20 protein-coding genes are annotated in these 23557 nt (G+C 69.9%); 15 read left to right on the top strand and 5 right to left on the bottom strand.

Translation table 11 applies throughout. The features are described from left to right. Positions 1-37 precede the first annotated feature (37 nt). From GCN81_RS07530 to GCN81_RS07550, 5 genes are all read left to right on the top strand, one after another. Positions 38-583: a GNAT family N-acetyltransferase gene (locus GCN81_RS07530; RefSeq protein ID WP_156723409.1), complete on the top strand. Its 546-nt coding sequence runs from the start codon at positions 38-40 to the stop codon at positions 581-583. Beyond that, complete coding sequence (gene tsaD, locus GCN81_RS07535) at positions 576-1703, top strand: tRNA (adenosine(37)-N6)-threonylcarbamoyltransferase complex transferase subunit TsaD (protein WP_156722974.1); 1128 nt, start codon at positions 576-578, stop codon at positions 1701-1703. Before GCN81_RS07530 ends, tsaD begins: the two co-directional genes overlap by 8 nt. Further along, positions 1700-1969 (top strand): hypothetical protein, encoded by a 270-nt coding sequence (locus tag GCN81_RS07540; protein WP_156722976.1) that lies wholly within the window; start codon positions 1700-1702, stop codon positions 1967-1969. Before tsaD ends, GCN81_RS07540 begins: the two co-directional genes overlap by 4 nt. A gap of 167 nt (positions 1970-2136) precedes the next feature. Continuing rightward, positions 2137-3999 carry a glycoside hydrolase family 18 chitinase gene (locus GCN81_RS07545; RefSeq protein ID WP_156722977.1) on the top strand — a complete coding sequence of 621 codons (1863 nt, stop codon included), beginning with the start codon at positions 2137-2139 and terminating at the stop codon, positions 3997-3999. Between the two features lie 175 nt (positions 4000-4174). Next, positions 4175-4612: a hypothetical protein gene (locus tag GCN81_RS07550; protein ID WP_231626447.1), complete on the top strand. Its 438-nt coding sequence runs from the start codon at positions 4175-4177 to the stop codon at positions 4610-4612. Here GCN81_RS07550 and GCN81_RS07555 read toward each other — a convergent pair. Further along, positions 4541-5851 carry a class I SAM-dependent methyltransferase gene (locus tag GCN81_RS07555; RefSeq protein WP_407697948.1) on the bottom strand — a complete coding sequence of 437 codons (1311 nt, stop codon included), beginning with the start codon at positions 5849-5851 and terminating at the stop codon, positions 4541-4543. The genes GCN81_RS07550 and GCN81_RS07555 overlap by 72 nt on opposite strands. Positions 5852-5941: 90 nt before the next feature. Between GCN81_RS07555 and GCN81_RS07560 the strand changes: the two genes are divergently transcribed. The 3 genes from GCN81_RS07560 (at position 5942) to groL (ending at position 9209) form a co-directional block, all read left to right on the top strand. Continuing rightward, a complete protein-coding gene (locus GCN81_RS07560) occupies positions 5942-6871 on the top strand; it encodes a polysaccharide deacetylase family protein (RefSeq protein WP_156722981.1) in 930 nt (309 codons plus the stop codon). A 282-nt stretch (positions 6872-7153) separates the two neighbouring features. Beyond that, positions 7154-7462 carry a co-chaperone GroES gene (gene groES / locus GCN81_RS07565; protein ID WP_066995800.1) on the top strand — a complete coding sequence of 103 codons (309 nt, stop codon included), beginning with the start codon at positions 7154-7156 and terminating at the stop codon, positions 7460-7462. Positions 7463-7583: 121 nt separating this feature from the next. After that, positions 7584-9209, top strand: coding sequence for a chaperonin GroEL (groL, locus tag GCN81_RS07570; RefSeq protein ID WP_156722982.1), 1626 nt, complete (start codon positions 7584-7586; stop codon positions 9207-9209). Positions 9210-9325: 116 nt separating this feature from the next. On the opposite strand, the gene GCN81_RS07575 is transcribed toward groL, so the two are convergent. After that, positions 9326-10099 (bottom strand): SDR family NAD(P)-dependent oxidoreductase, encoded by a 774-nt coding sequence (locus GCN81_RS07575; protein WP_156722984.1) that lies wholly within the window; start codon positions 10097-10099, stop codon positions 9326-9328. Positions 10100-10131: 32 nt separating this feature from the next. Further along, positions 10132-11682: a multicopper oxidase family protein gene (locus tag GCN81_RS07580; RefSeq protein ID WP_156722986.1), complete on the bottom strand. Its 1551-nt coding sequence runs from the start codon at positions 11680-11682 to the stop codon at positions 10132-10134. Positions 11683-11840: 158 nt separating this feature from the next. Between GCN81_RS07580 and GCN81_RS07585 the strand changes: the two genes are divergently transcribed. Then, on the top strand, positions 11841-12737 hold the full coding sequence (locus tag GCN81_RS07585) for a LysR family transcriptional regulator (protein ID WP_156722987.1): 897 nt from the start codon (positions 11841-11843) through the stop codon (positions 12735-12737). A gap of 77 nt (positions 12738-12814) precedes the next feature. On the opposite strand, the gene GCN81_RS07590 is transcribed toward GCN81_RS07585, so the two are convergent. Next, positions 12815-13144 (bottom strand): WhiB family transcriptional regulator, encoded by a 330-nt coding sequence (locus GCN81_RS07590; protein WP_156722989.1) that lies wholly within the window; start codon positions 13142-13144, stop codon positions 12815-12817. A gap of 377 nt (positions 13145-13521) precedes the next feature. On the opposite strand from GCN81_RS07590, the gene GCN81_RS07595 reads away from it, so the two are divergent. The 4 genes from GCN81_RS07595 (at position 13522) to GCN81_RS07610 (ending at position 18145) form a co-directional block, all read left to right on the top strand. Then, on the top strand, positions 13522-14133 hold the full coding sequence (locus GCN81_RS07595) for a response regulator transcription factor (RefSeq protein ID WP_003948568.1): 612 nt from the start codon (positions 13522-13524) through the stop codon (positions 14131-14133). Between the two features lie 509 nt (positions 14134-14642). Further along, positions 14643-15218 carry a sigma-70 family RNA polymerase sigma factor gene (locus GCN81_RS07600; protein WP_156722991.1) on the top strand — a complete coding sequence of 192 codons (576 nt, stop codon included), beginning with the start codon at positions 14643-14645 and terminating at the stop codon, positions 15216-15218. A 159-nt stretch (positions 15219-15377) separates the two neighbouring features. Then, the gene (gene guaB, locus GCN81_RS07605; RefSeq protein ID WP_156722993.1) at positions 15378-16889 is read left to right on the top strand and encodes an IMP dehydrogenase; all 1512 of its coding nucleotides are present in this window, start codon (positions 15378-15380) and stop codon (positions 16887-16889) included. Between the two features lie 131 nt (positions 16890-17020). Then, positions 17021-18145: a GuaB3 family IMP dehydrogenase-related protein gene (locus tag GCN81_RS07610; RefSeq protein WP_156722994.1), complete on the top strand. Its 1125-nt coding sequence runs from the start codon at positions 17021-17023 to the stop codon at positions 18143-18145. Positions 18146-18212: 67 nt separating this feature from the next. Here the strand turns inward: GCN81_RS07610 and GCN81_RS07615 are convergent, their stop codons facing one another. Continuing rightward, positions 18213-19472: a nucleotide sugar dehydrogenase gene (locus GCN81_RS07615; RefSeq protein WP_156722996.1), complete on the bottom strand. Its 1260-nt coding sequence runs from the start codon at positions 19470-19472 to the stop codon at positions 18213-18215. Between the two features lie 222 nt (positions 19473-19694). Between GCN81_RS07615 and GCN81_RS07620 the strand changes: the two genes are divergently transcribed. Together GCN81_RS07620 and GCN81_RS07625 are read left to right on the top strand one after the other, a co-directional pair. Continuing rightward, positions 19695-21401: a glycerol-3-phosphate dehydrogenase/oxidase gene (locus GCN81_RS07620; protein ID WP_156722998.1), complete on the top strand. Its 1707-nt coding sequence runs from the start codon at positions 19695-19697 to the stop codon at positions 21399-21401. Between the two features lie 238 nt (positions 21402-21639). Further along, positions 21640-23502, top strand: coding sequence for a serine/threonine-protein kinase (locus GCN81_RS07625; RefSeq protein ID WP_156722999.1), 1863 nt, complete (start codon positions 21640-21642; stop codon positions 23500-23502). Positions 23503-23557 lie beyond the last annotated feature (55 nt).

Raw genomic sequence — 23557 nt, forward strand, 5'->3', positions numbered from 1 at the left:
TGCGAACGCCACCTCCGCGCAGCCCGTACTGCGTGAGATGCGCTGGTGGGACCTGGCCGCCGTGCTGCGTCTCGAGCGCGAGCTGTTCCCCAACGACGCCTGGTCCAAGGGCATGTTCTGGTCCGAGCTCGCCCATGCGCGCGGGCTGGGGGCGACCCGGCACTATGTCGTCGCCGTGGTGCCGGGTGCGGCCGACGGCGAGGAAGGCGCTCAGGAGGGCGCCGGGGAAGGCGCCGGGGAAGGTGCTCAGGAGGGCGGTGGCGAGCGGCTCGTGGGGTACGCGGGCCTGGCCGCCGCGGGCGGGCTCGCCGACGTACAGACCATCGCGGTCGCCCGCGACCACTGGGGCACCGGACTCGGCGCCGAGCTCCTCACCGACCTGCTCAAGCACGCCACCGCCTTCGAGTGCGGCGAGGTGCTGCTCGAGGTGCGCGTCGACAACACCCGCGCGCAGAAGCTCTACGAGCGCTTCGGCTTCGAGCCGATCGGCTTCCGGCGCGGCTACTACCAGCCGGGCAATGTGGACGCACTGGTCATGCGCCTGACCCTGGAACCGCACGAAGAGATGAAGGCTGATGGCTGACGAACCCCTGGTACTCGGCATCGAGACGTCCTGCGACGAGACCGGAGTCGGCATCGTCCGCGGCACCACCCTGCTCGCGGACGCGATCGCCTCCAGCGTCGACGAGCACGCGCGCTTCGGCGGTGTGGTGCCCGAGGTCGCCTCGCGCGCCCACCTGGAGGCGATGGTCCCGACCATCGAGCGCGCCCTGAAGCAGGCGGGCGTCTCGGCCCGCGACCTGGACGGCATCTCGGTTACGGCGGGCCCTGGGCTGGCCGGTGCCCTGCTGGTCGGCGTATCGGCGGCCAAGGCGTACGCGTACGCGCTCGGCAAGCCCCTGTACGGCGTCAACCACCTGGCCTCGCATATCTGTGTGGACCAGCTGGAGCACGGGGCGCTTCCGGAGCCGACGATGGCGCTGCTGGTGTCCGGCGGTCACTCGTCGCTCCTGCTGTCGTCCGACATCACCTCAGACGTCCGCCCGATGGGCGCGACCATCGACGACGCGGCGGGCGAGGCCTTCGACAAGATCGCCCGCGTGCTGCACCTCGGCTTCCCCGGCGGCCCGGTCATCGACCGGTACGCGCGCGAAGGGGACCCGAACGCGATCGCCTTCCCGCGCGGTCTCACCGGCCCGCGTGACCCGGCGTACGACTTCTCTTTCTCCGGTCTGAAGACGGCCGTGGCCCGCTGGATCGAGGCGAAGCGGAACGCGGGCGAGGACGTGCCCGTACGTGATGTGTCGGCGTCCTTCCAGGAGGCGGTCGTCGACGTCCTGACCCGTAAGGCCGTCCGTGCCTGCAAGGACGAGGGTGTCGACCATCTGATGATCGGCGGCGGCGTCGCGGCCAACTCCCGTCTGCGCGCGCTGGCTCAGGAGCGCTGTGAGCGGGCCGGAATCACGCTCCGGGTGCCGCGGCCTGGCCTGTGCACGGACAACGGTGCGATGGTCGCGGCCCTGGGCGCGGAGATGGTCGCGCGGAACCGGGCGCCCTCGGACTGGGACCTGTCGGCGGACTCGTCGCTGCCGGTGACGGATCCGCATGTGCCGGGCGACACCCACACCCACACGCACGCTCAGGCCCACTCCCACTCCCACGATCACGTCCACGAGACGAGCAAGGACAACCTGTACTCATGACCGTCGCGTTGATGTGGGAGGCGCGGGCCCTCGACGGCCACGGCGCGGAGTTGCTCGCCTGGGTCAACAGCCAGCACCTGGAGGGCAGTCCGCAGCGCCGGGAAATCCTCACGGCCCCCGGCGACCGGGTCCTCGTCATCACCTGGTGGGACGCCCCGTACGACGCCCCCCTCCCCGAACTCCCCGAGCCAGGTCCGGACCTGATCAGCCGTCCGGTCCACCGCTGGCGCTTCGCGTCCCACGGCGTCACGACGCCGGGGGAGTAGACCTCGTCAGTAACTTCTTTGGTCCAGACCTATTGACCGGTGGTCTGGACCTTTCTATTCTCACCGCACTGCGGTGAGTGCGTTTTCAACGAAACGTTCAACTAGGCGTGCTCACGGACGGCGCAGCGTTCCACCGCCCCTGTCGTCCCCCACCCGAGGAGCACGCCTTGAGTACGAGCCCCGGCACCCCGCCACGCAGAAAACGCTTCCGGCACAGAGCTACCGCGGCTGTCGCCACCCTGACTCTCCCGCTCGCCGCCCTCGTCGGCCTGGCCTCGCCCGCGCAGGCCGCCGAGGAGGTGACGGCCACCTACAGCAAGACGCAGGACTGGGGTACCGGGTTCGAGGGCAAGTGGACGATCAAGAACACCGGCACCACGACGCTCAACTCCTGGACCGTCGAGTGGGACTTCCCCTCCGGTACGAAGGTGACCTCGGCCTGGGACGCCACCGTCACCAACTCCGGTAACCACTGGACCGCCAAGAACAAGGGCTGGAACGGCACGCTGACGCCGGGGGCGTCGGTCTCGTTCGGGTTCAACGGCAGCGGGGACGGCGCGCCGGACAACTGCGAGCTCAACGGCGCTTCCTGCGACGGTGGCGGGGAGGTTCCGGGCGACAACCCGCCGTCGGCGCCCGGCACTCCGACCGCGTCCGGCATCACCGACACCTCCGCGAAGCTCTCGTGGTCCGCGGCCACCGACGACAAGGGCGTCAAGAACTACGACGTCCTGCGGGGCGGCTCCGTGGTCGCCACGGTCACCGGCACCTCGTACACGGACACCGGGCTGACCGAGGGGACCGACTACTCGTACAGCGTCCAGGCCCGCGACACCGCCGGCCAGACGGGTCCGGTCAGCGGGTCCGTCACGGTGCGGACGACGGGTGGCGACCCCGGCCCCGGTCCTGGCCCCGGCGACAAGATCAACCTCGGGTACTTCACCGAGTGGGGCGTCTACGGGCGCAACTACCACGTCAAGAACCTGGTGACCTCGGGCTCGGCCGAGAAGATCACGCACATCAACTACAGCTTCGGCAACGTCCAGGGTGGCAAGTGCACCATGGGCGACTCGTACGCCGCCATCGACAAGGCGTACACCGCCGACCAGTCGGTCAGCGGCAAGGCCGACACCTGGGACCAGCCGCTGCGCGGCAACTTCAACCAGCTGCGGCAGCTCAAGGCCAAGTACCCGGACATCAAGGTGCTGTGGTCGTTCGGCGGCTGGACCTGGTCCGGTGGCTTCGGTGACGCGATGAAGAACCCGGCCGCCTTCGCCAAGTCCTGCTACGACCTGGTCGAGGACCCGCGCTGGGCCGACGTCTTCGACGGCATCGACCTGGACTGGGAGTACCCGAACGCCTGTGGTCTGTCCTGTGACGACAGCGGTCCCGCGGTCTTCAAGGACATGATGAAGGCGATGCGGGCCGAGTTCGGCAGCGGCAACCTGGTCACGGCCGCGATCACCGCCGACGCCTCCGACGGCGGCAAGATCGACTCGGCGGACTACGCGGGCGCCGCGCAGTACAGCGACTGGTACAACGTCATGACCTACGATTTCTTCGGCGCCTGGGCGAAGAACGGCCCGACCGCTCCGCACTCGCCGCTGACCTCGTACCCCGGTATCCCGCAGGACGGCTTCAACTCCGCGGACGCCATCGCCAAGCTCAAGGCCAAGGGTGTACCGGCCGAGAAGCTGCTGCTCGGCATCGGCTTCTACGGGCGCGGCTGGACGGGCGTCACGCAGTCGGAGCCGGGTGGCTCGGCCACCGGACCGGCCACGGGTACCTATGAGTCGGGCATCGAGGACTACAAGGTCCTCAAGGGCAAGTGCCCGGCCAACGGCACCATCGCCGGCACGGCGTACGCGCACTGCGGCAGCGACTGGTGGAGCTACGACACCCCGTCGACGATCGCCGGAAAGATGACCTGGGCCAAGAACCAGGGACTCGGCGGCGCCTTCTTCTGGGAGTTCAGCGGTGACACCGCGAACGGTGAGCTGGTGAGCGCGATCGGCAATGGCCTGAAGTAGGCGGTCGCGCGGGTTGAGTGAGGCTGAGTGAGCCGGGGAGACGGGAACGTCTCCCCGGCTCGCGCCGTTACACAGAGACGGACGGCAACGGGTCGAATCTCGGGGCGGGGTTCGTACGGGAGTGCCGTTTATCCTGAGAAGGCGGGCGTGCCGCGCAGAGGGGAAGGGGCGGCTGATGAGCTGGTTCTGGGCGGTGCTCATCATCTTCTGGACGGGAGGCTTCGCCTGGGCGGCCGACAACGTCCGTACCGCACTGCGCAACCGGCATGAGCGCAAGCTGGAGCTCATGGAGGCGGCGAAGCAGGAGCGGCTCGCCGTCGAGGCGGCGCACCAGCCCCCGGAGCCGATCTGCGGCTGCACACATCACCTCGCCAAGCACGACAAGCGGGGGCGCTGCCATGAGCGGGTCGAGGTGGCGACGGCCTGGGACGAGGACAAGAAGCCGGTGCGCTTCGAGGCGGGGCAGTGCAACTGCCAGCAGTACATAGGTCCGCAGCCGCTCTCGCAGGTGTTCGCGGAGCAGCTGACCGACCGGGCGGAGCTAGGCGACGGCGGGGGCGCCGACGAGCATGGTGGGGGCGTCGGCGACCCTGGTCAGGAAGACCGTCGCTGACCGCTTGCCCTGGAGCTTCATCTTGCGGCGGAGTTCCTCCGGTTCGACGGCTGAGCCGCGCTTCTTCACCGTCAGGACGCCGACCTCGCGCTCGCGCAGCAGGGCCTTGAGCTTCTTCATGTTGAACGGCAGCTGATCGGTGATCTCGTAGGCGGTGGCGTACGGGGTCGGGTGCAGCGTGTCGCTCGTGACGTACGCGATCATCGGGTCGATGAGTCCCCCGTCGACCTGCCGGGCGACCTCGGCGACCAGGTGTGCGCGGATGACGGCGCCGTCGGGCTCGTAGAGGTAGCGGCCTACGGGGCGGGGCTCGGGGTCGGGCAGCATCGCGGCCAGGGGCGCGTGGAGCGTCGCGCCGGTGGGCAGGAGGGTGGCGCGCATCGAGGCGGGCTGCGGGGCTGGCGGTGGGGTGGGCTGGGGGGCAGGCTGCGGGGCGGTGCCGCTTCCGGACTCGCCTGTGGATTCGCCCGTGGATTCGCCCGTGGATTCGCCCGTGGACTCGTCCCCGAACCAGAGCACCGCCTCCTTCACATCACCGCCGTCCGAGATCCACTCGGCCTCGACGTCCTCGGGGACCGCCTCGTGCGGGATGCCGGGGGCGATCTTCAGCGCGGCGTACGGGGCCTTGCGAGCGGCCTCCAAGGCCCAGGACAGGGGCGGGGAGTACGCCTCGGGGTCGAAGACGCGGCCGCGTCCGCCCCGGCGCGCCGGGTCCACGAACACCGCGTCGTACCCCGCCGTGTCCACGTCGGCGACCTCCGCGCAGCGCACCTCGATCAGCGCGTCCAGGCCGAGCGCCGCCGCGTTGGCGCGGGCCACCTCGCAGGTCAGCGGGGAGCGGTCCACGGCCAGTACGGAGATCCCGGCGCGGGCCAGCGCGATCGCGTCGCCGCCGATGCCGCAGCACAGGTCCGCCACACTCCGTACGCCCAGGGCGTGGAAGCGCTCCGCGCGGTACGTCGCGACGGTGGTCCGGGTCGCCTGCTCGACACCGTTCGGGGTGAAGTACATCCGCCGCGCGTCGTCGACGCCGAACTTGGCGGCCGCCCGCTGCCGTAGCCGTGCCTGGCCCAGCGCGGCGGAGACCAGCTCGGCCGGGTGGTCGCGGCGCAGCCGGGTGGCGAGCGCCAGCTCCTGGGCGGGGTCGTGGTCGCGCAGTTCGGCGAGCAGGGCCTGGCCCTCGTCGGTGCGCAGGGCGGCGAAGGCGGCCAGCTCGGGGTCGCGGTCGAGGTCGTTCACCCGGCCATTGTCGGCCAGTCGGTGGATCGTGCGCGCCCGGTGGTGGCGCCTGGCCGCCCGGGGCCCGGTGCGCTGACAGGATCCGACGCCATGCGGACAGGACTAGTACGACAAAAGGAAAAGATCGCCGGAAGTGGACGGCGGGGCACCCGGGTCCGAGCGGGCCTTGCCCTCCTCGCCGCGGCCGCCGTCGCGTCCGGCTGCTCCACCAGCGAGTCGGCGAAGCCCCCGGTCGAGCCCGCCCACGGCCAGCAGCAGGCGGAACAGGCCAAGGAACAGGCCAAGAAGCGCGCCGCCCAGCAGCGGGCCGCGAAGGTGGCCGCGGTCAAGCGCTGGGGCCTGGACAAAATGCCGCTGACGCCACCCAAGCCACCGGCCAAGAAGCCGAAGGTCAGTACCCGCCGAGGGTTCGAGGTCGCCGGGCACGAGAACCTGCCGCCCGTCTTCACCACCATCCCGACCAAAGACAAGGTCGTCTTCCTGACGATCGACGATGGTGCCGAGAAGGACCCCGAGCTGCTCAGGATGATGAGCGAGCTGGACATCCCGTACACCGCCTTCCTCAGTGACTACCTGGTGAAGGAGGACTACGGCTATTTCAAGAAGATGCAGGACCACGGCGTCGTCCTGAACAACCACACCCTCAACCACCGCTATCTGCCCGGGCTCTCGTACGCGCAGCAGAAGCGCGAGATCTGCGGGATGCAGGACGTCATCGAGAAGCGCTACGGCAAGCGGCCCGAGCTCTTCCGTCCGCCGTACGGCAACTACAACGGCGACACCCTGCGGGCGGCCAAGGCCTGCGGCATCAAGGCCGTGCCGCTGTGGAATGCCGAGGCCTTCGCGGACCGGATGGACTGGCGCGAGTGGGACCGTGATCTGCATCCCGGCGACATCATCCTCACCCACTTCCGGGGCAAGGGGGACTGGAAGGGCAGCATGCCGGACATGATCCGCCAGATGATGAAGACGGTGACGGACAAGGGGTACGCGGTGGGCAGGCTGGAGGACTACCTCTGAGCCACCGAGACGGGTGCTGGGAGGGCCACTGGGGGCCACTGGAAGGGCCGCCGACAGGAGCGCTGGGAGGGGCGCCGGGAGAGTCCTCGCGACCCGGTCGAGTGGAGTCATTGGCACTCCGCTTGACCGAGTGCTAATCGCGGTCATAGTCTCAGGTCTGGCACTCCCCACCGGAGAGTGCCAACAGCGACGGGCAGGTCCGGCACCCGCGACGACGGATCCACCTGGTCGCCACCCCAAAACAGTTAACCCCGTGAGATCTCCGAAGGGGGAGACCGGACCGTGACGACCACCAGCTCCAAGGTTGCCATCAAGCCGCTTGAGGACCGCATTGTGGTCCAGCCGCTCGACGCCGAGCAGACCACGGCCTCTGGCCTGGTTATTCCGGACACCGCGAAGGAGAAGCCCCAGGAGGGCGCAGTCCTGGCCGTGGGCCCGGGTCGCTTCGAGAACGGCGAGCGGCTGCCGCTCGACGTCAAGGTCGGCGACGTTGTGCTCTACAGCAAGTACGGCGGCACCGAGGTGAAGTACAACGGCGACGAGTACCTCGTCCTCTCGGCTCGCGACGTACTCGCGATCATCGAGAAGTAAGTCACCTGGGAGTCGATGAACTCCCGAAAGTTGTGTACCGCGCCCCTGGCCCCCGTGAATTCAAAAATCGCCGGGTGGACAGGGGCGCGGTTTCTTTTTTGAGAGGACTTGAGACAGCTCCATGGCGAAGATCCTGAAGTTCGACGAGGACGCCCGTCGCGCCCTTGAGCGCGGCGTCAACAAGCTGGCCGACACAGTGAAGGTGACGATCGGCCCCAAGGGCCGCAACGTCGTCATCGACAAGAAGTTCGGCGCCCCCACCATCACCAACGACGGCGTGACCATCGCCCGCGAGGTCGAGGTCGAGGACCCGTACGAGAACCTCGGCGCCCAGCTGGTGAAGGAGGTGGCGACCAAGACCAACGACATCGCTGGTGACGGCACCACCACCGCCACCGTGCTCGCCCAGGCCCTGGTCCGCGAGGGTCTGCGGAACGTCGCCGCCGGCGCGTCCCCGGCCGCCCTGAAGAAGGGCATCGACGCCGCGGTCAAGGCCGTCTCCGACGAGCTGATCGCGACCGCCCGCCCGATCGACTCCAAGGCCGACATCGCCGCCGTCGCCGCGCTGTCCGCGCAGGACAAGCAGATCGGCGAGCTCATCGCCGAGGCGATGGACAAGGTCGGCAAGGACGGTGTCATCACCGTCGAGGAGTCCAACACCTTCGGTGTGGAGCTCGACTTCACCGAGGGCATGGCCTTCGACAAGGGCTACCTGTCGCCGTACATGGTGACCGACCAGGAGCGTATGGAGGCCGTCCTCGACGACCCGTACATCCTGATCCACCAGGGCAAGATCTCCTCGATCCAGGACCTGCTGCCCCTGCTGGAGAAGGTCATCCAGGCCGGTGGCTCCAAGCCGCTGCTGATCATCGCCGAGGACGTCGAGGGCGAGGCGCTCTCCACCCTCGTCGTCAACAAGATCCGCGGCACGTTCAACGCCGTGGCCGTCAAGGCCCCCGGCTTCGGCGACCGCCGCAAGGCGATGCTCGGCGACATGGCCGCCCTCACCGGCGCCACGGTCATCGCCGAAGAGGTCGGCCTCAAGCTGGACCAGGCCGGTCTTGACGTGCTGGGCACCGCCCGCCGCGTCACCATCACCAAGGACGACACCACGATCGTGGACGGCGGCGGCAACGCCGAGGACGTCCAGGGCCGCATCGGCCAGATCAAGGCCGAGATCGAGACCACGGACTCCGACTGGGACCGCGAGAAGCTCCAGGAGCGCCTCGCGAAGCTGGCCGGTGGCGTGTGCGTGATCCGCGTCGGTGCCGCCACCGAGGTGGAGCTCAAGGAGAAGAAGCACCGTCTGGAGGACGCCATCTCCGCGACCCGCGCCGCGGTCGAGGAGGGCATCGTCTCCGGTGGTGGCTCCGCTCTGGTGCACGCCGTCAAGGTGCTCGAGGGCAACCTCGGCAAGGAGGGTGACGAGGCCACCGGTGTCGCCGTCGTCCGCCGCGCCGCCGTCGAGCCGCTGCGCTGGATCGCCGAGAACGCCGGCCTTGAGGGCTACGTCATCACCGCCAAGGTCGCCGAGCTCGACAAGGGCAACGGCTTCAACGCCGCCACCGGTGAGTACGGCGACCTGGTGAAGGCCGGTGTCATCGACCCGGTCAAGGTCACCCGCTCCGCCCTGGAGAACGCCGCGTCGATCGCCTCGCTGCTGCTCACGACCGAGACCCTGGTCGTCGAGAAGCCCGCGGACGAGGACGAGGCCGCCGGTGGCCACGGTCACGGCCACGCGCACTGACCCAGCGCGCACCGACCCAGCGTGCTCTGACTGAGCCGAGCCGCTGAGCCGAGCCGCTGAGCCGAGCTGACGAAGGCCCGGCACCCCGTCGCGGGGTGCCGGGCCTTCGCGCTGCGCTACTTCGGTCCGTACTTGCGGCCGGTACGGGAACTCAGCCCACCGAGCAGAGCGCGCGGGGTCACCTTCACCACGCCCATCATCGCCTTGTACCGCGGGTCGGGGATCGACACCGACTTACCGCGCGCCAGGTCCGCCAGCGCGGCGCTCACCAGTTTGTCCGCGTCCAGCCACAGCCAGCCCGGGATGTTGTCCGTGCCCATCCCGGCCCGCTGGTGGAACTCCGTCCGCACGAACCCGGGACACAGCGCCATCAGCCGCACCCCCGAACCCGCCAGGTCCTTCGCCGCGCCCTGCGTGAACTGCACGACCCACGCCTTCGACGCGCCATAGGTCCCGCGCGGTACGAACGCAGCGACCGAGGCGACGTTGACGACACCGCCGCGCCCACGCTCCCGCATCGACTCGGCGGCCGCCGAGGTCAGCCGGAGCACCGCCTCGCAGTGCACCTTCAGCATCGTGAGCTCGTCGGCCATCGAGACCTCGAGATAACGGCCCTTGTTGCCGAAGCCCGCGTTGTTGACGAGCAGGTCGACCGGGTCCCTGCGGTCACCAAGCCGGGCCTCGACCGCCGCGATGCCGTCGTCGGTCGACAGGTCGGCGGTCAGCACCTCGGCCTCGATGCCGTGCCGGTCGTGCAGTTCGGTCGCCTGCTCCTGGAGCCGTTTGGTGTCGCGGGCGACCAGCACCAGGTTGTGACCATCCGCGGCGAGACGCCGCGCGAAAGCGGCGCCGATGCCTGCGGTCGATCCGGTAATCAGAGCCGTAGTCATGGCCCAAGGCTAGAGCCTGTCCGGTGGCACGCTCAGTGCTGGTGACGCCCCGGCGGCGGCGTCCCCGCCTGCTGTCCCTTCTCGACCACCACGAACTGACCCATCATGCCCAGATCTTCGTGGTACAGAAGATGGCAGTGGTACATGTACGGGACATCCGGGTCAGGTGGCCCGTCGAACCGCATCGCCAGCTTCACCGTCGAGCCGTCCGGTATGAAGACCGTGTCCTTGGCGCCGCGCAGTTCGGGCGGCGGCGCCTGGCCGTCCATCTCCAGTACCCGGAACTGCACGTCGTGCACATGGAAGTTGTGCGCCATGCCGTTGCCGTTGCGTACCGTCCAGACCTCCTCGGTGCCCCGGGTAACGACCTCGTCGATCCGGCCCATGTCCATTTTCCGGCCGTTGATCCCGGACAGCTTCAGGTCGAAGTGCCGCCCGCGCGCGGGGTCCTTGCCTTCGGGGATCTCCAGCTCACCCAGCATGTCGGGGAGTTCGGGGGAAGGGCGCAGGGTGTCACCCGCCCGCAGTTGAAGAATGTCGAAGGAGTCGTCACCACCACCGAAGCGCGTGTTGAAGGCGTCGCCGAGCCGCTGAGGGAAGCTCCGCAGCACGGTCTTCTCGCCCGGCTCCATCCGCACCACGACCTCGGCCCGCTCACCGGGTGACAGCCGCAGATGGCCGCCCATCCGCACCGGCGCCTCCAGCAGCCCGCCGTCGGTGCCGATCAGCGCGAACTGCCTGCTGTCGGAGAACCCGAAGGCGTAGGTGCGCGCGGTCGAGGCGTTGAGCAACCGCAGCCGCACCAGCTCGTCGCCGACTTCCTGGTACGGGGCGAGCGTGCCGTTGACCAGCGTCTGGTCGCCGAGGAAGCCGAGGCTCCGCATCATTCCGCGACCGTGGTCGAACTTGGCGCCGTCGAACTTCGTGTCCTGCACGATGACGGGTATGTCGTCGACGCCGTACGTCCCGGGCAGTGGCAGCCGCGCGGACTTCTCGTCGTCCAGGAGGAACATCCCGGCCAGCCCACGCTGAACGTGCTTCTCCGTGGCACCGTGCGGGTGCGGGTGGTACCAGAGCGTCGCGGCGGGCTGGTCGACCTTCCAGTCGGGGGTCCAGGTGCCGCCCGGTCGCACCATCTGGTGCGGGCCGCCGTCCATCTTCGCGGGCAGGTGCATCCCGTGCCAGTGCACGGTGGACGCCTCGTCCAGGCCGTTGGCTATCCGTACCTTGACCTTCTCGCCGCGCTCGGCGCGCAGCGTCGGCCCGAGATAGCTGCCGTTGAATCCCCAGGTCGGGGTCTGCTGACCGTCCTTGAACTCGGTCTCGCCCGCCTGCATCCGCAGGTCGAAGACCCGCGTACCGTCCTGCTCCACCGTGGAGTCGGCGAGCGGGGGTATGGCCAGCTCGTTGCGGAAGGAGACCTTGCCCACCGTGCTGACGTCGGCGCTCGTCCACAGCCAGGCGACGCCACCGCCGAGCGCGGCGATCAGCACGCCGACGACCACGCCGAGCGTGATCAGCACCCGCTTGAGCCTGCCCGGCTTGCCGCGCCTCTCGCCTCTTCCGCTCCCCGTCTCCTTCATGCCCTTCACGATTCCGCGTCAGGACGCGGCGCAGTATCGGGAAGCGCCCTGAACCGACCCCGGCGCGACCCTGAGCAGACCCTGAGCGCGACCCCCGAGATGGCAAAGGTTCAGTGCCGTATTCGCGCTGCTCCCCAAGCCTCGCTTATGCTCGACGCATGATCGAGGCCCGCCATCTCCGTGTGCTGCGCGCCGTGGCCGCTACCGGCTCCTTTTCCGCCGCCGCCCGCGAACTGGGCTGCACCCAGCCCGCGGTGAGCCAGCAGATGAAGGCCCTTGAGCACTCGACCGGCACGCCGCTGCTGATCCGTACGGGCCGCGAGATGCGCCTGACGCAGGCCGGTGAAGCGCTCGTCCGGCACGCCGCGGGCATCCTCGCCGGACTGACCGCGGCCGAGGAAGAGGTCGCCGCGATCGCCGGGCTGCGCGCGGGCCGGGTGCGCCTGGTCTCCTTCCCCAGCGGCAGCTCGACCCTGGTTCCCACGGCGCTCGCCGCGCTGCGCGCCGCGCACCCGGGCACGCGGGTCTCCCTGGTGGAGGCCGAGCCCCCGCGCTCGGTCGAGATGCTGCGTGAGGGGGACTGCGATGTGGCTCTCGCCTTCCGGTACGAGGGGGCGAGCGCCGCGGACGACTGGAGCGATCTGGTCGTACGGCCGCTCCTCGCCGACCGGCTGGTCGGGCTGGTCCCCGAGGGGCACCGGCTCGCCGACGCGGCGACGGTCGCCATGGGGGACTTCGCCGACGAGCCGTGGATCGCGGGCTGCCCGCGCTGCCGCAAGCAGTTGGTGGAGGTCTGCGAGGGTGCGGGCTTTGTCCCGCGTATCGACTTCGCCACCGACGACTACCCCGCGGTGATCGGCCTGGTCGGCGCCGGTCTCGGGGTGGCGGTACTGCCGGAGCTGGCCCTGGAGTCGGTACGGCCCAAGGGCGCCCGCGCGGTGACGGTGGAGCCCGCGGTGCGGCGCGAGATCGTCGCGCTCACACTCCCCGACCTGGCCCAGGTGCCCGCTGTGGTGGCCACACTCGACCGGCTGGCGGGCGCGGCGGCCCGCTGAAGGGCCCGTCGGCTACAGGGCTGAAGGGCTCGTCGGCTACAGAAACGTTCCTCCGTGTGCCGTCGCTTCGGGAGAGGTCAGTGCCCCGGCGCACTCGCCGCCGAAGCGGTGGACGCCGTGACCAGACGGTGCCGGGCGCGTCCCATGAGTTCTTCGCGTTCGTCTTCGGTGAGTCCACCCCAGACTCCGTACGGTTCGCGTACCGCCAGCGCGTGAGCGGCGCACTCCGCGCGAACCGGGCATCTCATACAGACCTCTTTGGCCGAGGTCTCGCGGGCGCTGCGCGCCGCGCCCCGCTCGCCCTCCGGGTGAAAGAAGAGCGAGCTGTCGACCCCGCGGCAGGCGGCCAGGAGCTGCCAGTCCCACAGGTCTGCGTTTGGTCCGGGAAGGCGGGAGAAATCTGCCATTGCGTGTCCCCTTGCAACCGTGGTGGGCGGGTTCAGTGCCTCATGACCGTACATCTACTGTCCTAGTAGATGAAAATATGATCCATGGTGAATCTAGCTAGAGACACCTACGAAAGGGAAGAAAATCCGCTAAATGGGGCATCGAGTCCGGTGAACCTTCGGTGACCTGCGACGCCCGTCCCGTGTCTGGGCCCTCACGTAGAGTGTCGAAGGGGGTCAGCGGACCCGTAACTCTTTCGAGTGACCGTCGTTGAGAGTGCGAGGCGGTTGAGAACACAAGCACTCGGGCAGATGTCTGAGGGCGTCAATCGCACAGGTGACGATTCGTACCCAGCCTGGAGGCTCAAGGTGACGCGCATCAGCTGCGGAGGGCGGCCATGACATCCGTCCTCGTCTGCGACGACTCCCCGCTTGCCCGAGAGGCGCTCCGCCGTGCGGTCGCGACCGTGCCCGGCGTCGAGCGTGTCACGACGGCGGCCAACGGCGAGGAAGTCCTCCGCCGCTGGGGTGCCGACCGTTCGGACCTGATTCTGATGGACGTACGGATGCCGGGGCTCGGGGGTGTCGAGACCGTACGCCGACTACTCTCCGCTGACCCCGGGGCCCGGATCATCATGCTCACGGTCGCCGAGGATCTCGACGGCGTCGCGCTCGCGGTCGCCGCCGGTGCCCGCGGTTATCTGCACAAGGACGCCTCGCGCGCCGAACTGCGCGCGACCGTCACCCAGGCGCTCGCCGACCCGACCTGGCGGCTCGCCCCGCGCAGACTGCGCTCGGCCGAGATGGGCGCGGCGCCGACCCTCACCGCGCGCGAGATCCAGGTGCTCGAAGGCATGAGCCACGGCCGGTCGAACGCCGAGATCGGCCGCGAGCTGTTCCTCTCCGAGGACACCGTGAAGACCCACGCCAGGCGGCTCTTCAAGAAGCTGGGCGCCTCGGACCGCGCGCACGCCGTGGCGCTCGGTTTCCGCTGGGGCCTGGTCCGCTGAGACCGCGCCGCCGCGAGAGTTCCGGTCCCGGTTCTAGGGTCTGTCCGGCGGATCAGGTCGGGCTGGACGCTCGGTGCGCTGTCTGTGCTGGTGAGCGGGGCGTGGTGCGTGCAGCTGCAAGGCGGAGGATTGAGGCGACGCGGAGCGTCGGTGACTGACGACAACGCCGAGGGGGTCCCTCCCGCCCGAGCTGAGCGAAGCGAGTTCGAGGGTGGGGGCGTGCGTGCCACGCCCCGCGACCCCGGCGTGATCCGCCGGGCAGACCCTAGCCCTGTTCGCGTGTGCGCGGGCGGGGCGGGGGCTGTCCGGAAGTGCCCTTCGTGGTGGTGGCTTACGCCGTTTCCCGCGCGATGCCGCATCCTTGGAGTGTGGAGTTCCTCGGGGACGAGTCGATCGAGCGGGAGGGGAGGGCGCAGGAGATGAGTTCCGGCGCACCTGCTCATAACGCTTCAGTGCACAACTACAGGCGCGGTGTCACGGATCGGTCGGAGCCAGGGCACCATGGACCGATGCGTGACGAAGAGACGACGGCGATTGGTGCCCTCGTCCACCGCGCCGTCGAAGGCGACCAGCAGGCCACCCATGACCTGTTGGCTCACGTACACCCGCTGGCGCTGCGCTACTGCCGCACCAGGCTGTCCCGCCTTCCGGGTGACGCACGGCACTTCGTGGAGGACCTGGCGCAGGAAGTCTGTGTCGCCGTCCTGCTCGCGCTGCCGCGCTACAAGGACACCGGCCGCCCCTTCGAGGCATTCGTCTTCGCCATCGCCGGGCACAAGGTCGCCGACCTCCAGCGAGCCGCGATGCGTCACCCCGGCTCCACCGCCGTGCCGTCCGACGAGATGCCCGAGCGGCCGGACGACTCGCTCGGCCCCGAAGAGCGGGCGCTGCTCAGCAGCGACGCCGAGTGGGCCAAGAAGCTCCTCGCCAATCTGCCCCAGACACAGCGCGAGCTGCTGCTGTTGCGGATCGCCGTCGGGCTCACAGCGGAGGAGACCGGGCAGATGCTGGGGATGTCCCCGGGCGCGGTCCGGGTCGCCCAGCACCGGGCGCTGAGCAGGCTTCGCGCCCTCGCCGAGCAGTGACCCCGTGGACTTCACGGAACCGCACAGCGCGAGCTTCATAGAAGCTTCGTAGAAAAGTACAACGATCGTGATCTGCGGTGGGGCGATCGTGGAATGAAGTACCGCTGAGGCCCGTTAGCATGGTGGTCCGCGGCTGGCAAGAGCATTGGGGAAGGTGTCATGACTGATCTCGTCGACGACGGAGCCGGAGCGCCGGAGAAATTCGCGATGCTCGGGCTGACCTACGACGACGTCCTGCTGCTGCCGGGCGCCTCCGAAGTGCTGCCGAACAAGGTCGACACCACGACCCGGATCTCCCGGAACGTGACGGTGAACCTCCCCCTGCTGTCCGCCGCGATGGACAAGGTCACCGAGGCGCGGATGGCCATCGCCATGGCGCGCCAGGGCGGCGCCGGTGTGCTGCACCGCAATCTCTCCATCGAGGACCAGGCCAACCAGGTCGACCTGGTGAAGCGCTCCGAGTCCGGCATGGTGACCGACCCGATCACGGTCTCGCCGGACGCCACGCTGCACGACGCCGACGCCCTGTGCGCCAAGTTCCGTATCAGCGGTGTCCCGGTCACCGACCCCGCGGGCAAGCTGCTCGGCATCGTCACCAACCGCGACATGGCCTTCGAGCTGGACCGCTCGCGTCAGGTCCGCGAGGTCATGACGCCGATGCCGCTGGTCACTGGCAAGGTCGGCATCTCCGGTGATGACGCCATGGAGCTGCTGCGCCGCCACAAGATCGAGAAGCTGCCGCTGGTCGACGACGCGGGCATCCTCAAGGGCCTCATCACGGTCAAGGACTTCGTCAAGGCCGAGAAGTACCCGAACGCCGCCAAGGACGCCGAGGGCCGCCTGGTCGTCGGTGCCGCGGTCGGCGTCGGCGACGAGGCGTACGACCGGGCGCAGGCCCTGGTCGAGGCCGGGGTCGACTTCCTGGTCGTGGACAGCGCGCACGGCCACAGCCGCGGCATCCTCGACATGATCGCCAAGCTGAAGACCCACATCAACGTCGACATCGTGGGCGGTAACGTCGCCACGCGCGACGGCGCCCAGGCCCTGATCGACGCCGGTGTGGACGGCGTCAAGGTCGGCGTGGGACCCGGCTCCATCTGCACCACCCGGGTCGTCGCCGGTATCGGCGTCCCCCAGGTCACCGCCATCTACGAGGCGGCGAAGGCCTGCGGCCCCGCGGGCGTGCCGCTCATCGGCGACGGCGGACTGCAGTACAGCGGCGACATCGCCAAGGCGATCGCCGCCGGTGCCGACGCGGTGATGCTCGGCTCGCTGCTCGCGGGCTGCGAGGAGTCGCCGGGCGAGATGGTCTTCATCAACGGCAAGCAGTTCAAGTCCTACCGGGGCATGGGCTCGCTGGGCGCGATGCAGTCGCGTGGCCAGGCCCGCTCGTACTCGAAGGACCGTTACTTCCAGGACAACGTCCTGTCCGAGGACAAGCTGGTCCCCGAGGGCATCGAGGGCCAGGTGCCCTACCGCGGACCGCTCGCCTCGGTCTCGCACCAGCTGATCGGCGGTCTGCGGGCCTCCATGGGGTACGTCGGCTCGGCGGACATCCCGGAGCTGAAGGCCAAGGGCCGGTTCGTACGGATCTCGGCGGCCGGTCTCAAGGAGAGCCACCCGCACGACATCGCCATGACGGTCGAGGCGCCGAACTACTCGCGCCGCTGACCCTCGTTTGACCCGAAGACCGGCGCTTACGAGCCCGCGGGCGACGCCGCCCGCGGGCTCGGCCGCGTGTGCCGGGGACCGCGTCGGGGATACTGGTACGCGCAGACCGGAGACTGGAAAGGCCACCCAACGTGACTGAGATCGAGATCGGGCGCGGCAAGCGCGGCCGCAGGGCGTACGCGTTCGACGACATCGCCATCGTGCCGAGCCGCCGCACCCGGGACCCGAAGGAGGTCTCGATCGCCTGGCAGATCGACGCCTACCGCTTTGAGCTGCCGTTCCTGGCCGCTCCCATGGACTCGGTCGTCTCGCCGCAGACCGCCATCCGGATCGGTGAGCTGGGGGGCCTGGGCGTACTGAACCTCGAGGGCCTGTGGACCCGGTACGAGGACCCGCAGCCGCTGCTCGACGAGATCGCCGCGCTTGACCCGGAGACCGCCACCCGGCGCCTCCAGGAGATCTACGCCGCCCCGATCAAGGAAGAGCTGATCGGGCAGCGCATCAAGGAGGTGCGCGACTCGGGCGTGGTGACCGCCGCCGCCCTGTCGCCGCAGCGCACCGCGCAGTTCTCCAAGGCCGTGGTCGACGCCGGTGTGGACATCTTCGTGATCCGCGGCACGACCGTGTCGGCCGAGCATGTGTCCGGTGCCGCCGAACCGCTGAACCTCAAGCAGTTCATCTACGAGCTGGACGTCCCGGTCATCGTCGGTGGCTGCGCCACCTACACGGCCGCGCTGCACCTGATGCGCACCGGTGCCGCCGGTGTGCTGGTCGGCTTCGGCGGCGGGGCCGCGCACACCACCCGTAACGTGCTGGGCATCCAGGTGCCGATGGCGAGCGCGGTCTCCGATGTCGCGGCCGCCCGCCGTGACTACATGGACGAGTCCGGCGGTCGCTACGTCCACGTCATCGCGGACGGTGGCGTGGGCTGGTCCGGCGACCTGCCCAAGGCCATCGCCTGCGGCGCGGACGCCGTGATGATGGGCTCCCCGCTGGCCCGCGCCACGGACGCGCCCGCTCCGGGCCACCACTGGGGCATGGAGGCCGTGCACGAGGACGTGCCGCGCGGCAAGAAGGTCGGCCTGGGCACGGTCGGCACGACCGAGGAGATCCTCACCGGCCCCTCGCACCGCCCGGACGGCTCGATGAACCTCTTCGGCGCGCTGCGCCGCTCGATGGCGACCACCGGCTACAGCGACCTCAAGGAGTTCCAGCGGGTCGAGGTCACGGTGGCGGACTCCCAGCACCACCGCTGACACCACCGTACGAGTACGCGAAGGCCCGCACCGATGGTGCGGGCCTTCGCGCGTTCCTGGTCGGCCGTCAGAGCCGGTGCGCCGCGCCCACCGGGCTCGCGCCACGGGTGTCCAGGAGGAGCTGAGCCTTGACCGCGAGTCCCTGGAGGTCGTACGTGCGGTGGGACTGCAGCAGGATCGTCAGATCGGCCTCGGCCGCGGCCTCGTAGAGGGAGTCGGCGCGCGGGACAGGGCAGCCGAGCACACGCCAGTGCGGGATGTACGGGTCGTGGTAGCTGATCGTGGCGCCCATCTCCATCAGCCGGGTGGCGATCTCCTGGGCCGGGGCGCCCTGCTGGTCGGCGAGGTCGGGTTTGTAGGTGGTGCCGAGGAGCAGGACGCGGGCGCCACGGGCCGACTTGCCGTGCTCGTTGAGGAGGGTCGCGGCGCGCTGGATGACGTACTGCGGCATCCGCTGGTTGATCTCCTGCGCCAGCCCGACCATCCGCAGCGGGTGGCCCGGGGTGCGCGTGGTGTGCGGGAGGTTGTTGGGGTCCAGGGGGACGGCGTGGCCGCCGACGCCGGGTCCTGGACGGAAGGCCTGAAAGCCGAAGGGCTTGGTCTCGGCGCAGCGGATGACGTCCCAGAGGTCGACGCCGAGGTCGTGGCAGAGCACGGCCATCTCGTTGACCAGGGCGATGTTGACGTGCCGGTAGTTGGTCTCCAGGAGGTGGACGGTCTCGGCCTCTCGCGTGCCACGCGCGCGTACGACCTTGTCGGTGAGCCGTCCGTAGAAGGCGGCGGCCGACTCGGTGCAGGCCGGGGTGAGGCCGCCGATCACCTTGGGGGTGTTGGTGTAGCCGTGGGTGCGGCTGCCCGGGTCCAGGCGGCCGGGGGAGTAGGCGAGGTGGAAGTCGCGGCCCGCGCGCAGTCCTGAGCCCTCTTCGAGCAGGGGGCGCAGGAAATCGTCGGTGGTCCCCGGGTACGCGGGTGACTCCAGGATGACCGTGGTGTGCGGGCGCATCCGGGCGGCCAGCGCGCGGGCCGCGTCGGCCACTTGGGTGAGGTCGAGAGCGCGGTCGGCGCCGAGCGGGGTGGGGGCGCAGATGACGGCGGTGCGCACCCGGCCCAGTTCGGCCGCGTTGGTGGTGGGCCGGAAGCCGCCCGCGAGCATCCGGCGCAGGTCGGCGGCGGTGAGCGGGCCTTCGTCCGCGGGCAGGCGGCCCGCGACGAGTGCGGGGGTGTGCCGGGTGTCGTAGGCGAGGGTCTCGATACCGGCCGAGACGGCGGCCTGGGCGAGGGGCAGGCCGAGGTGGCCGATTCCGACGACGGCGAGATCTGCGGGCATGGCGGTGGGCCGTCCTTCCCAATAGCCGGAGCGGGAGGAGCGCGCAAGCCCTGTGGACAGAACGAGCGAGCGCAATGTCAGGTTAGGAGTAAATATGACCGATATGCCGCATTGGGGAGTGTCATTCTGCGGAGTGTTGTCCACAGGCGGTGGCTGAAGTCGGCGGTTGGCTACAGAATCGAGCGTGTGAGCCCGACCACACGGGGGCGACGGGAGGCAGCGGTGAGGACAACGACTCTGGGACCGGCCGAGCGGGCCGAGGCACTTGCGGCGATGGCCGAGCGAGAACTCGACGTGCTGGTCGTGGGTGCGGGCGTGGTCGGCGCGGGCACCGCGCTCGACGCCGTGACCCGTGGGCTCTCCACCGGCATCGTCGAGGCGCGCGACTGGGCGTCGGGCACGTCGAGCCGGTCCAGCAAGCTCATCCACGGCGGGCTGCGCTATCTGGAGATGCTCGACTTCGCGCTCGTACGGGAGGCCCTCAAGGAGCGTGGGCTGCTGTTGGAGCGGATCGCTCCGCATCTGGTGAAGCCGGTGCCGTTCCTGTACCCGCTCAAGGGCAAGGGCTGGGAGCGGGTGTACGCGGGCTCGGGCGTGGCGCTCTATGACGCCATGTCGATGTCGAAGGCGCACGGGCGCGGGCTGCCCCTGCACCGGCACCTCACTCGACGTCATGCTCTGCGGGTTGCCCCGTGCTTGAAGAAGGACGCGCTGATCGGCGCGATGCAGTACTACGACGCCCAGATGGACGATGCCCGCTATGTCACCACGCTGGTGCGTACGGCGTCGGCGTACGGCGCCAAGGCCGCCAACCGCGCGCGGGTCACCGGGTTTCTGCGCGAGGGCGAGCGCGTAGTAGGCGCCCGGGTGCAGGACCTCGAGGGCGGCGGCGAGTACGAGATCAGGGCCCGGCAGATCGTCAACGCCACCGGGGTGTGGACGGACGACACCCAGGCGATGGTCGGAGAGCGCGGCCAGTTCCACGTACGGGCCTCCAAGGGCATCCACCTGGTGGTGCCCAAGGACCGGATCAACTCGACCACCGGGCTGATCCTGCGCACCGAGAAGAGCGTGCTGTTCGTGATCCCGTGGGGGCGGCACTGGATCGTGGGCACCACGGACACCGACTGGGACCTGGACAAGGCACACCCGGCGGCGTCCAGCGCGGACATCGACTACCTCCTGGAGCATGTGAACTCGGTGCTCGCGGTGCCCCTCACGCGCGACGACGTCCAGGGGGTCTACGCGGGGCTACGGCCGTTGCTGGCCGGGGAGTCGGACGCCACCAGCAAGCTGTCGCGGGAGCACACGGTCGCGCATCCGGTGCCGGGCCTGGTGGTCATCGCGGGCGGCAAGTACACGACGTACCGGGTGATGGCCAAGGATGCCGTGGACGAGGCGGTCCACGGCCTGGACCAACGGGTCGCCGACTGCGTCACGGAGGACATCGCGCTGGTAGGCGCCGAGGGGTACAAGGCGCTGTGGAACGCGCGAGCGCGGATCGCCGCGGAGACGGGGCTCCATGTGGTGCGGGTGGAACACCTGTTGAACCGCTACGGCTCGCTCACCGAGGAACTGCTGGAGCTGATCGCGGCGGACAGCTCGCTGGGAGCGCCGCTGACGGGCGCGGAGGACTACCTGCGGGCCGAGGTCGTCTACGCCGCCTCGCACGAAGGGGCCCGGCATCTGGACGATGTGCTGACCCGCCGTACGCGTATCTCCATTGAGACCTTCGACCGGGGCACGCGCAGTGCGCGGGAGTGTGCCGAACTGATGGCGAAGGTCCTGGGCTGGGACAAGGACCAGATCGAGCGCGAGGTGGAGCACTACGAGAAGCGGGTGGAAGCCGAGCGGGAGTCGCAGCGGCAGCCGGACGATCTGACCGCCGACGCGGCGAGGTTGGGGGCGCCGGACATCGTGCCGCGGTAGGAGGGGCTCCGGGGGCGCGGCGGGACGTCTAGCCCGCCGTAGCCCGCCGTGGCTCTGGTTCGGGGGGCGCGTGCGCAGGTCAGAGCGGTGTGGCGGGAATCAGCCGTGGCGTTGGGCCGAGAGGGCCACCCCCGGCCGGGGCGGGCCCTGGCATGGGGGACAATGGGGGCTCTGCCAGGGCTGGTTGTCTGCGGCGACCTGACAGGCAACGTGGGGCACGGCGACGCAGAGGGGACGCATGTCGGAGGCGGAGCAGCCGAAGGAGGCCGGTCAGGGCACGGGCGCGCGCCTGCTGGCCGGGCGGTACCGGCTGGGAGATGTGCTCGGGCGCGGTGGCATGGGGACCGTCTGGCGGGCGGTCGATGAGACGCTGGGCCGCACGGTCGCGGTCAAGGAACTGCGCTTCCCCTCAAGCATCGACGAGGAGGAGAAGCGGCGGCTCATCACCCGAACGCTGCGCGAGGCCAAGGCGATCGCCCGGATCCGCAACAACGCCGCGATCACCGTCTTCGACGTCGTGGACGAGGACGACCGGCCGTGGATCGTGATGGAGCTCGTCGAGGGCAAGTCGCTCGCCGAAGCCGTACGTGAGGACGGCCTGCTGACGCCGAAGCGCGCGGCCGAAGTCGGCCTCGCCATCCTGGACGTCCTGCGCGCCGCGCACCGCGAGGGGATCCTGCACCGCGATGTGAAGCCGTCGAACGTACTGATCGCCGAAGACGGGCGGGTCGTCCTCACCGACTTCGGCATCGCGCAGGTCGAGGGCGATCCGTCTATCACCTCGACCGGCATGCTGGTCGGCGCGCCCTCGTACATCTCGCCGGAGCGGGCGCGCGGCCACAAGCCGGGGCCCGCCGCCGACCTGTGGTCACTGGGCGGTCTGTTGTACGCCTCGGTCGAGGGCTGCCCGCCGTACGACAAGGGCTCGGCGATCGCCACGCTCACCGCCGTGATGACCGAGCCGCTGGACCCGCCGAAGAACGCGGGCCCCCGGCTGGAGAAGGTCATCTACGGGCTCCTCGTCAAGGACCCGGCGCAGCGGCTCGACGAGGTGGGCGCGCGGGCGCTGCTGAACGAAGTGCTGGACGCGCCGGACCCGGCCCCCGAGGAGTCGGCGGCCGAGGCGCCGCAGGACGCGACGAAGGCGGTGCCGCTGCCGTCGGAGTCCGCGCGCGGGGGTGCGATGGCGGCGGCGGGCGCCGGTCCTGCGGTGACGAACCGCTCGGAGCCTGGGCGTCCGGGGACCGGCGCGGCGTCCGGGTCGGGGGCGCTGGCCCGCGTCAGACAGGTGCCGCGACGGACGCTGGTGCTCGTGGCGGCCTTCGCCGCGCTCGCCCTGATCGGGGTCGTACTCGGCGTCGCGCTCACCGGGAACGACGGCGGCCAGCAGGACAACAAGGGCCAGGGCGGCGACCAGTCCGTGTCGAGCGGCGCCGCCGCCGGAACCGACGACGGCCAGAGCCAGGGCAAGGACGGCAACAAGGGCGACGGCCAGGGCAGCGAGAAGGACAGGAGCGACCAGGACGGCAAGGACAACCAGGGCGACCAGGGCGAGGGCGACGAGGATACGGACAAGGGGCAGGACGACGCCGGGAAGGGCGACGGCGATGACGGCGGCAAGGACGCCGGGGACGATGGCCTGCCCGACGGGTACAAGCAGGTGTCTGACGCCGAGTTCCGCTTCTCCATGGCGATGCCCGAGAGCTTCCGCCCGACGGCCATAGCGGGACAGAACTCCGGCCGGATATACAGCGAGTCCGGCGGGTTCCCGCGCGTCCAGGTCGACTTCACCTCCAGCCCGGGTGACGACGCCGTCGCCGCCTGGAGGGGGCTGGTGCCCGCCGTCGCCAGCAGCAGCACCAACTTCAAGCTGCTCGGCATCCACAAGGTCGACGACTACAACGGCTATCCGACCGTGGCCGATTGGCAGTTCGAGCGTGAGCAGAACGGCGAGCGGGTACGGGTCCTCAACCGGGGCTTCAAGGTCGACGCCGGCCGCGGCTACTCGATCATGATCAGTTGCAAGGTGTCGGAGTGGGACGGCGATGAGTGCGGCACGCTGCGCAAGACGTCGTTCGACACGTTCCGGCCCGCGAACTGAGCGGGGCGGTTTGCCAAGACCCGGCTCCACGGCGGGTCGAGGACACGTATCGTGA

It is taken from the genome of Streptomyces apocyni, from assembly GCF_009739465.1.
Taxonomy (GTDB): Bacteria; Actinomycetota; Actinomycetes; order Streptomycetales; family Streptomycetaceae; genus Streptomyces; species Streptomyces apocyni.

Excerpts from the sequence above, each read along its gene's own strand:
- GCN81_RS07590 (WP_156722989.1), bottom strand. The coding sequence starts at position 13,144 with ATGGCAGATTTCTCCCGCCTTCCCGGACCAAACGCAGACCTGTGGGAC.
- groL (WP_156722982.1), top strand. The coding sequence starts at position 7,584 with ATGGCGAAGATCCTGAAGTTCGACGAGGACGCCCGTCGCGCCCTTGAG.
- GCN81_RS07550 (WP_231626447.1), top strand. The coding sequence starts at position 4,175 with ATGAGCTGGTTCTGGGCGGTGCTCATCATCTTCTGGACGGGAGGCTTC.
- GCN81_RS07625 (WP_156722999.1), top strand. The coding sequence starts at position 21,640 with ATGTCGGAGGCGGAGCAGCCGAAGGAGGCCGGTCAGGGCACGGGCGCG.
- GCN81_RS07575 (WP_156722984.1), bottom strand. The coding sequence starts at position 10,099 with ATGACTACGGCTCTGATTACCGGATCGACCGCAGGCATCGGCGCCGCT.
- GCN81_RS07540 (WP_156722976.1), top strand. The coding sequence starts at position 1,700 with ATGACCGTCGCGTTGATGTGGGAGGCGCGGGCCCTCGACGGCCACGGC.
- GCN81_RS07530 (WP_156723409.1), top strand. The coding sequence starts at position 38 with ATGCGCTGGTGGGACCTGGCCGCCGTGCTGCGTCTCGAGCGCGAGCTG.
- GCN81_RS07595 (WP_003948568.1), top strand. The coding sequence starts at position 13,522 with ATGACATCCGTCCTCGTCTGCGACGACTCCCCGCTTGCCCGAGAGGCG.
- GCN81_RS07585 (WP_156722987.1), top strand. The coding sequence starts at position 11,841 with ATGATCGAGGCCCGCCATCTCCGTGTGCTGCGCGCCGTGGCCGCTACC.
- GCN81_RS07600 (WP_156722991.1), top strand. The coding sequence starts at position 14,643 with ATGCGTGACGAAGAGACGACGGCGATTGGTGCCCTCGTCCACCGCGCC.
- GCN81_RS07580 (WP_156722986.1), bottom strand. The coding sequence starts at position 11,682 with ATGAAGGAGACGGGGAGCGGAAGAGGCGAGAGGCGCGGCAAGCCGGGC.
- guaB (WP_156722993.1), top strand. The coding sequence starts at position 15,378 with ATGACTGATCTCGTCGACGACGGAGCCGGAGCGCCGGAGAAATTCGCG.
- GCN81_RS07615 (WP_156722996.1), bottom strand. The coding sequence starts at position 19,472 with ATGCCCGCAGATCTCGCCGTCGTCGGAATCGGCCACCTCGGCCTGCCC.
- GCN81_RS07560 (WP_156722981.1), top strand. The coding sequence starts at position 5,942 with ATGCGGACAGGACTAGTACGACAAAAGGAAAAGATCGCCGGAAGTGGA.
- tsaD (WP_156722974.1), top strand. The coding sequence starts at position 576 with ATGGCTGACGAACCCCTGGTACTCGGCATCGAGACGTCCTGCGACGAG.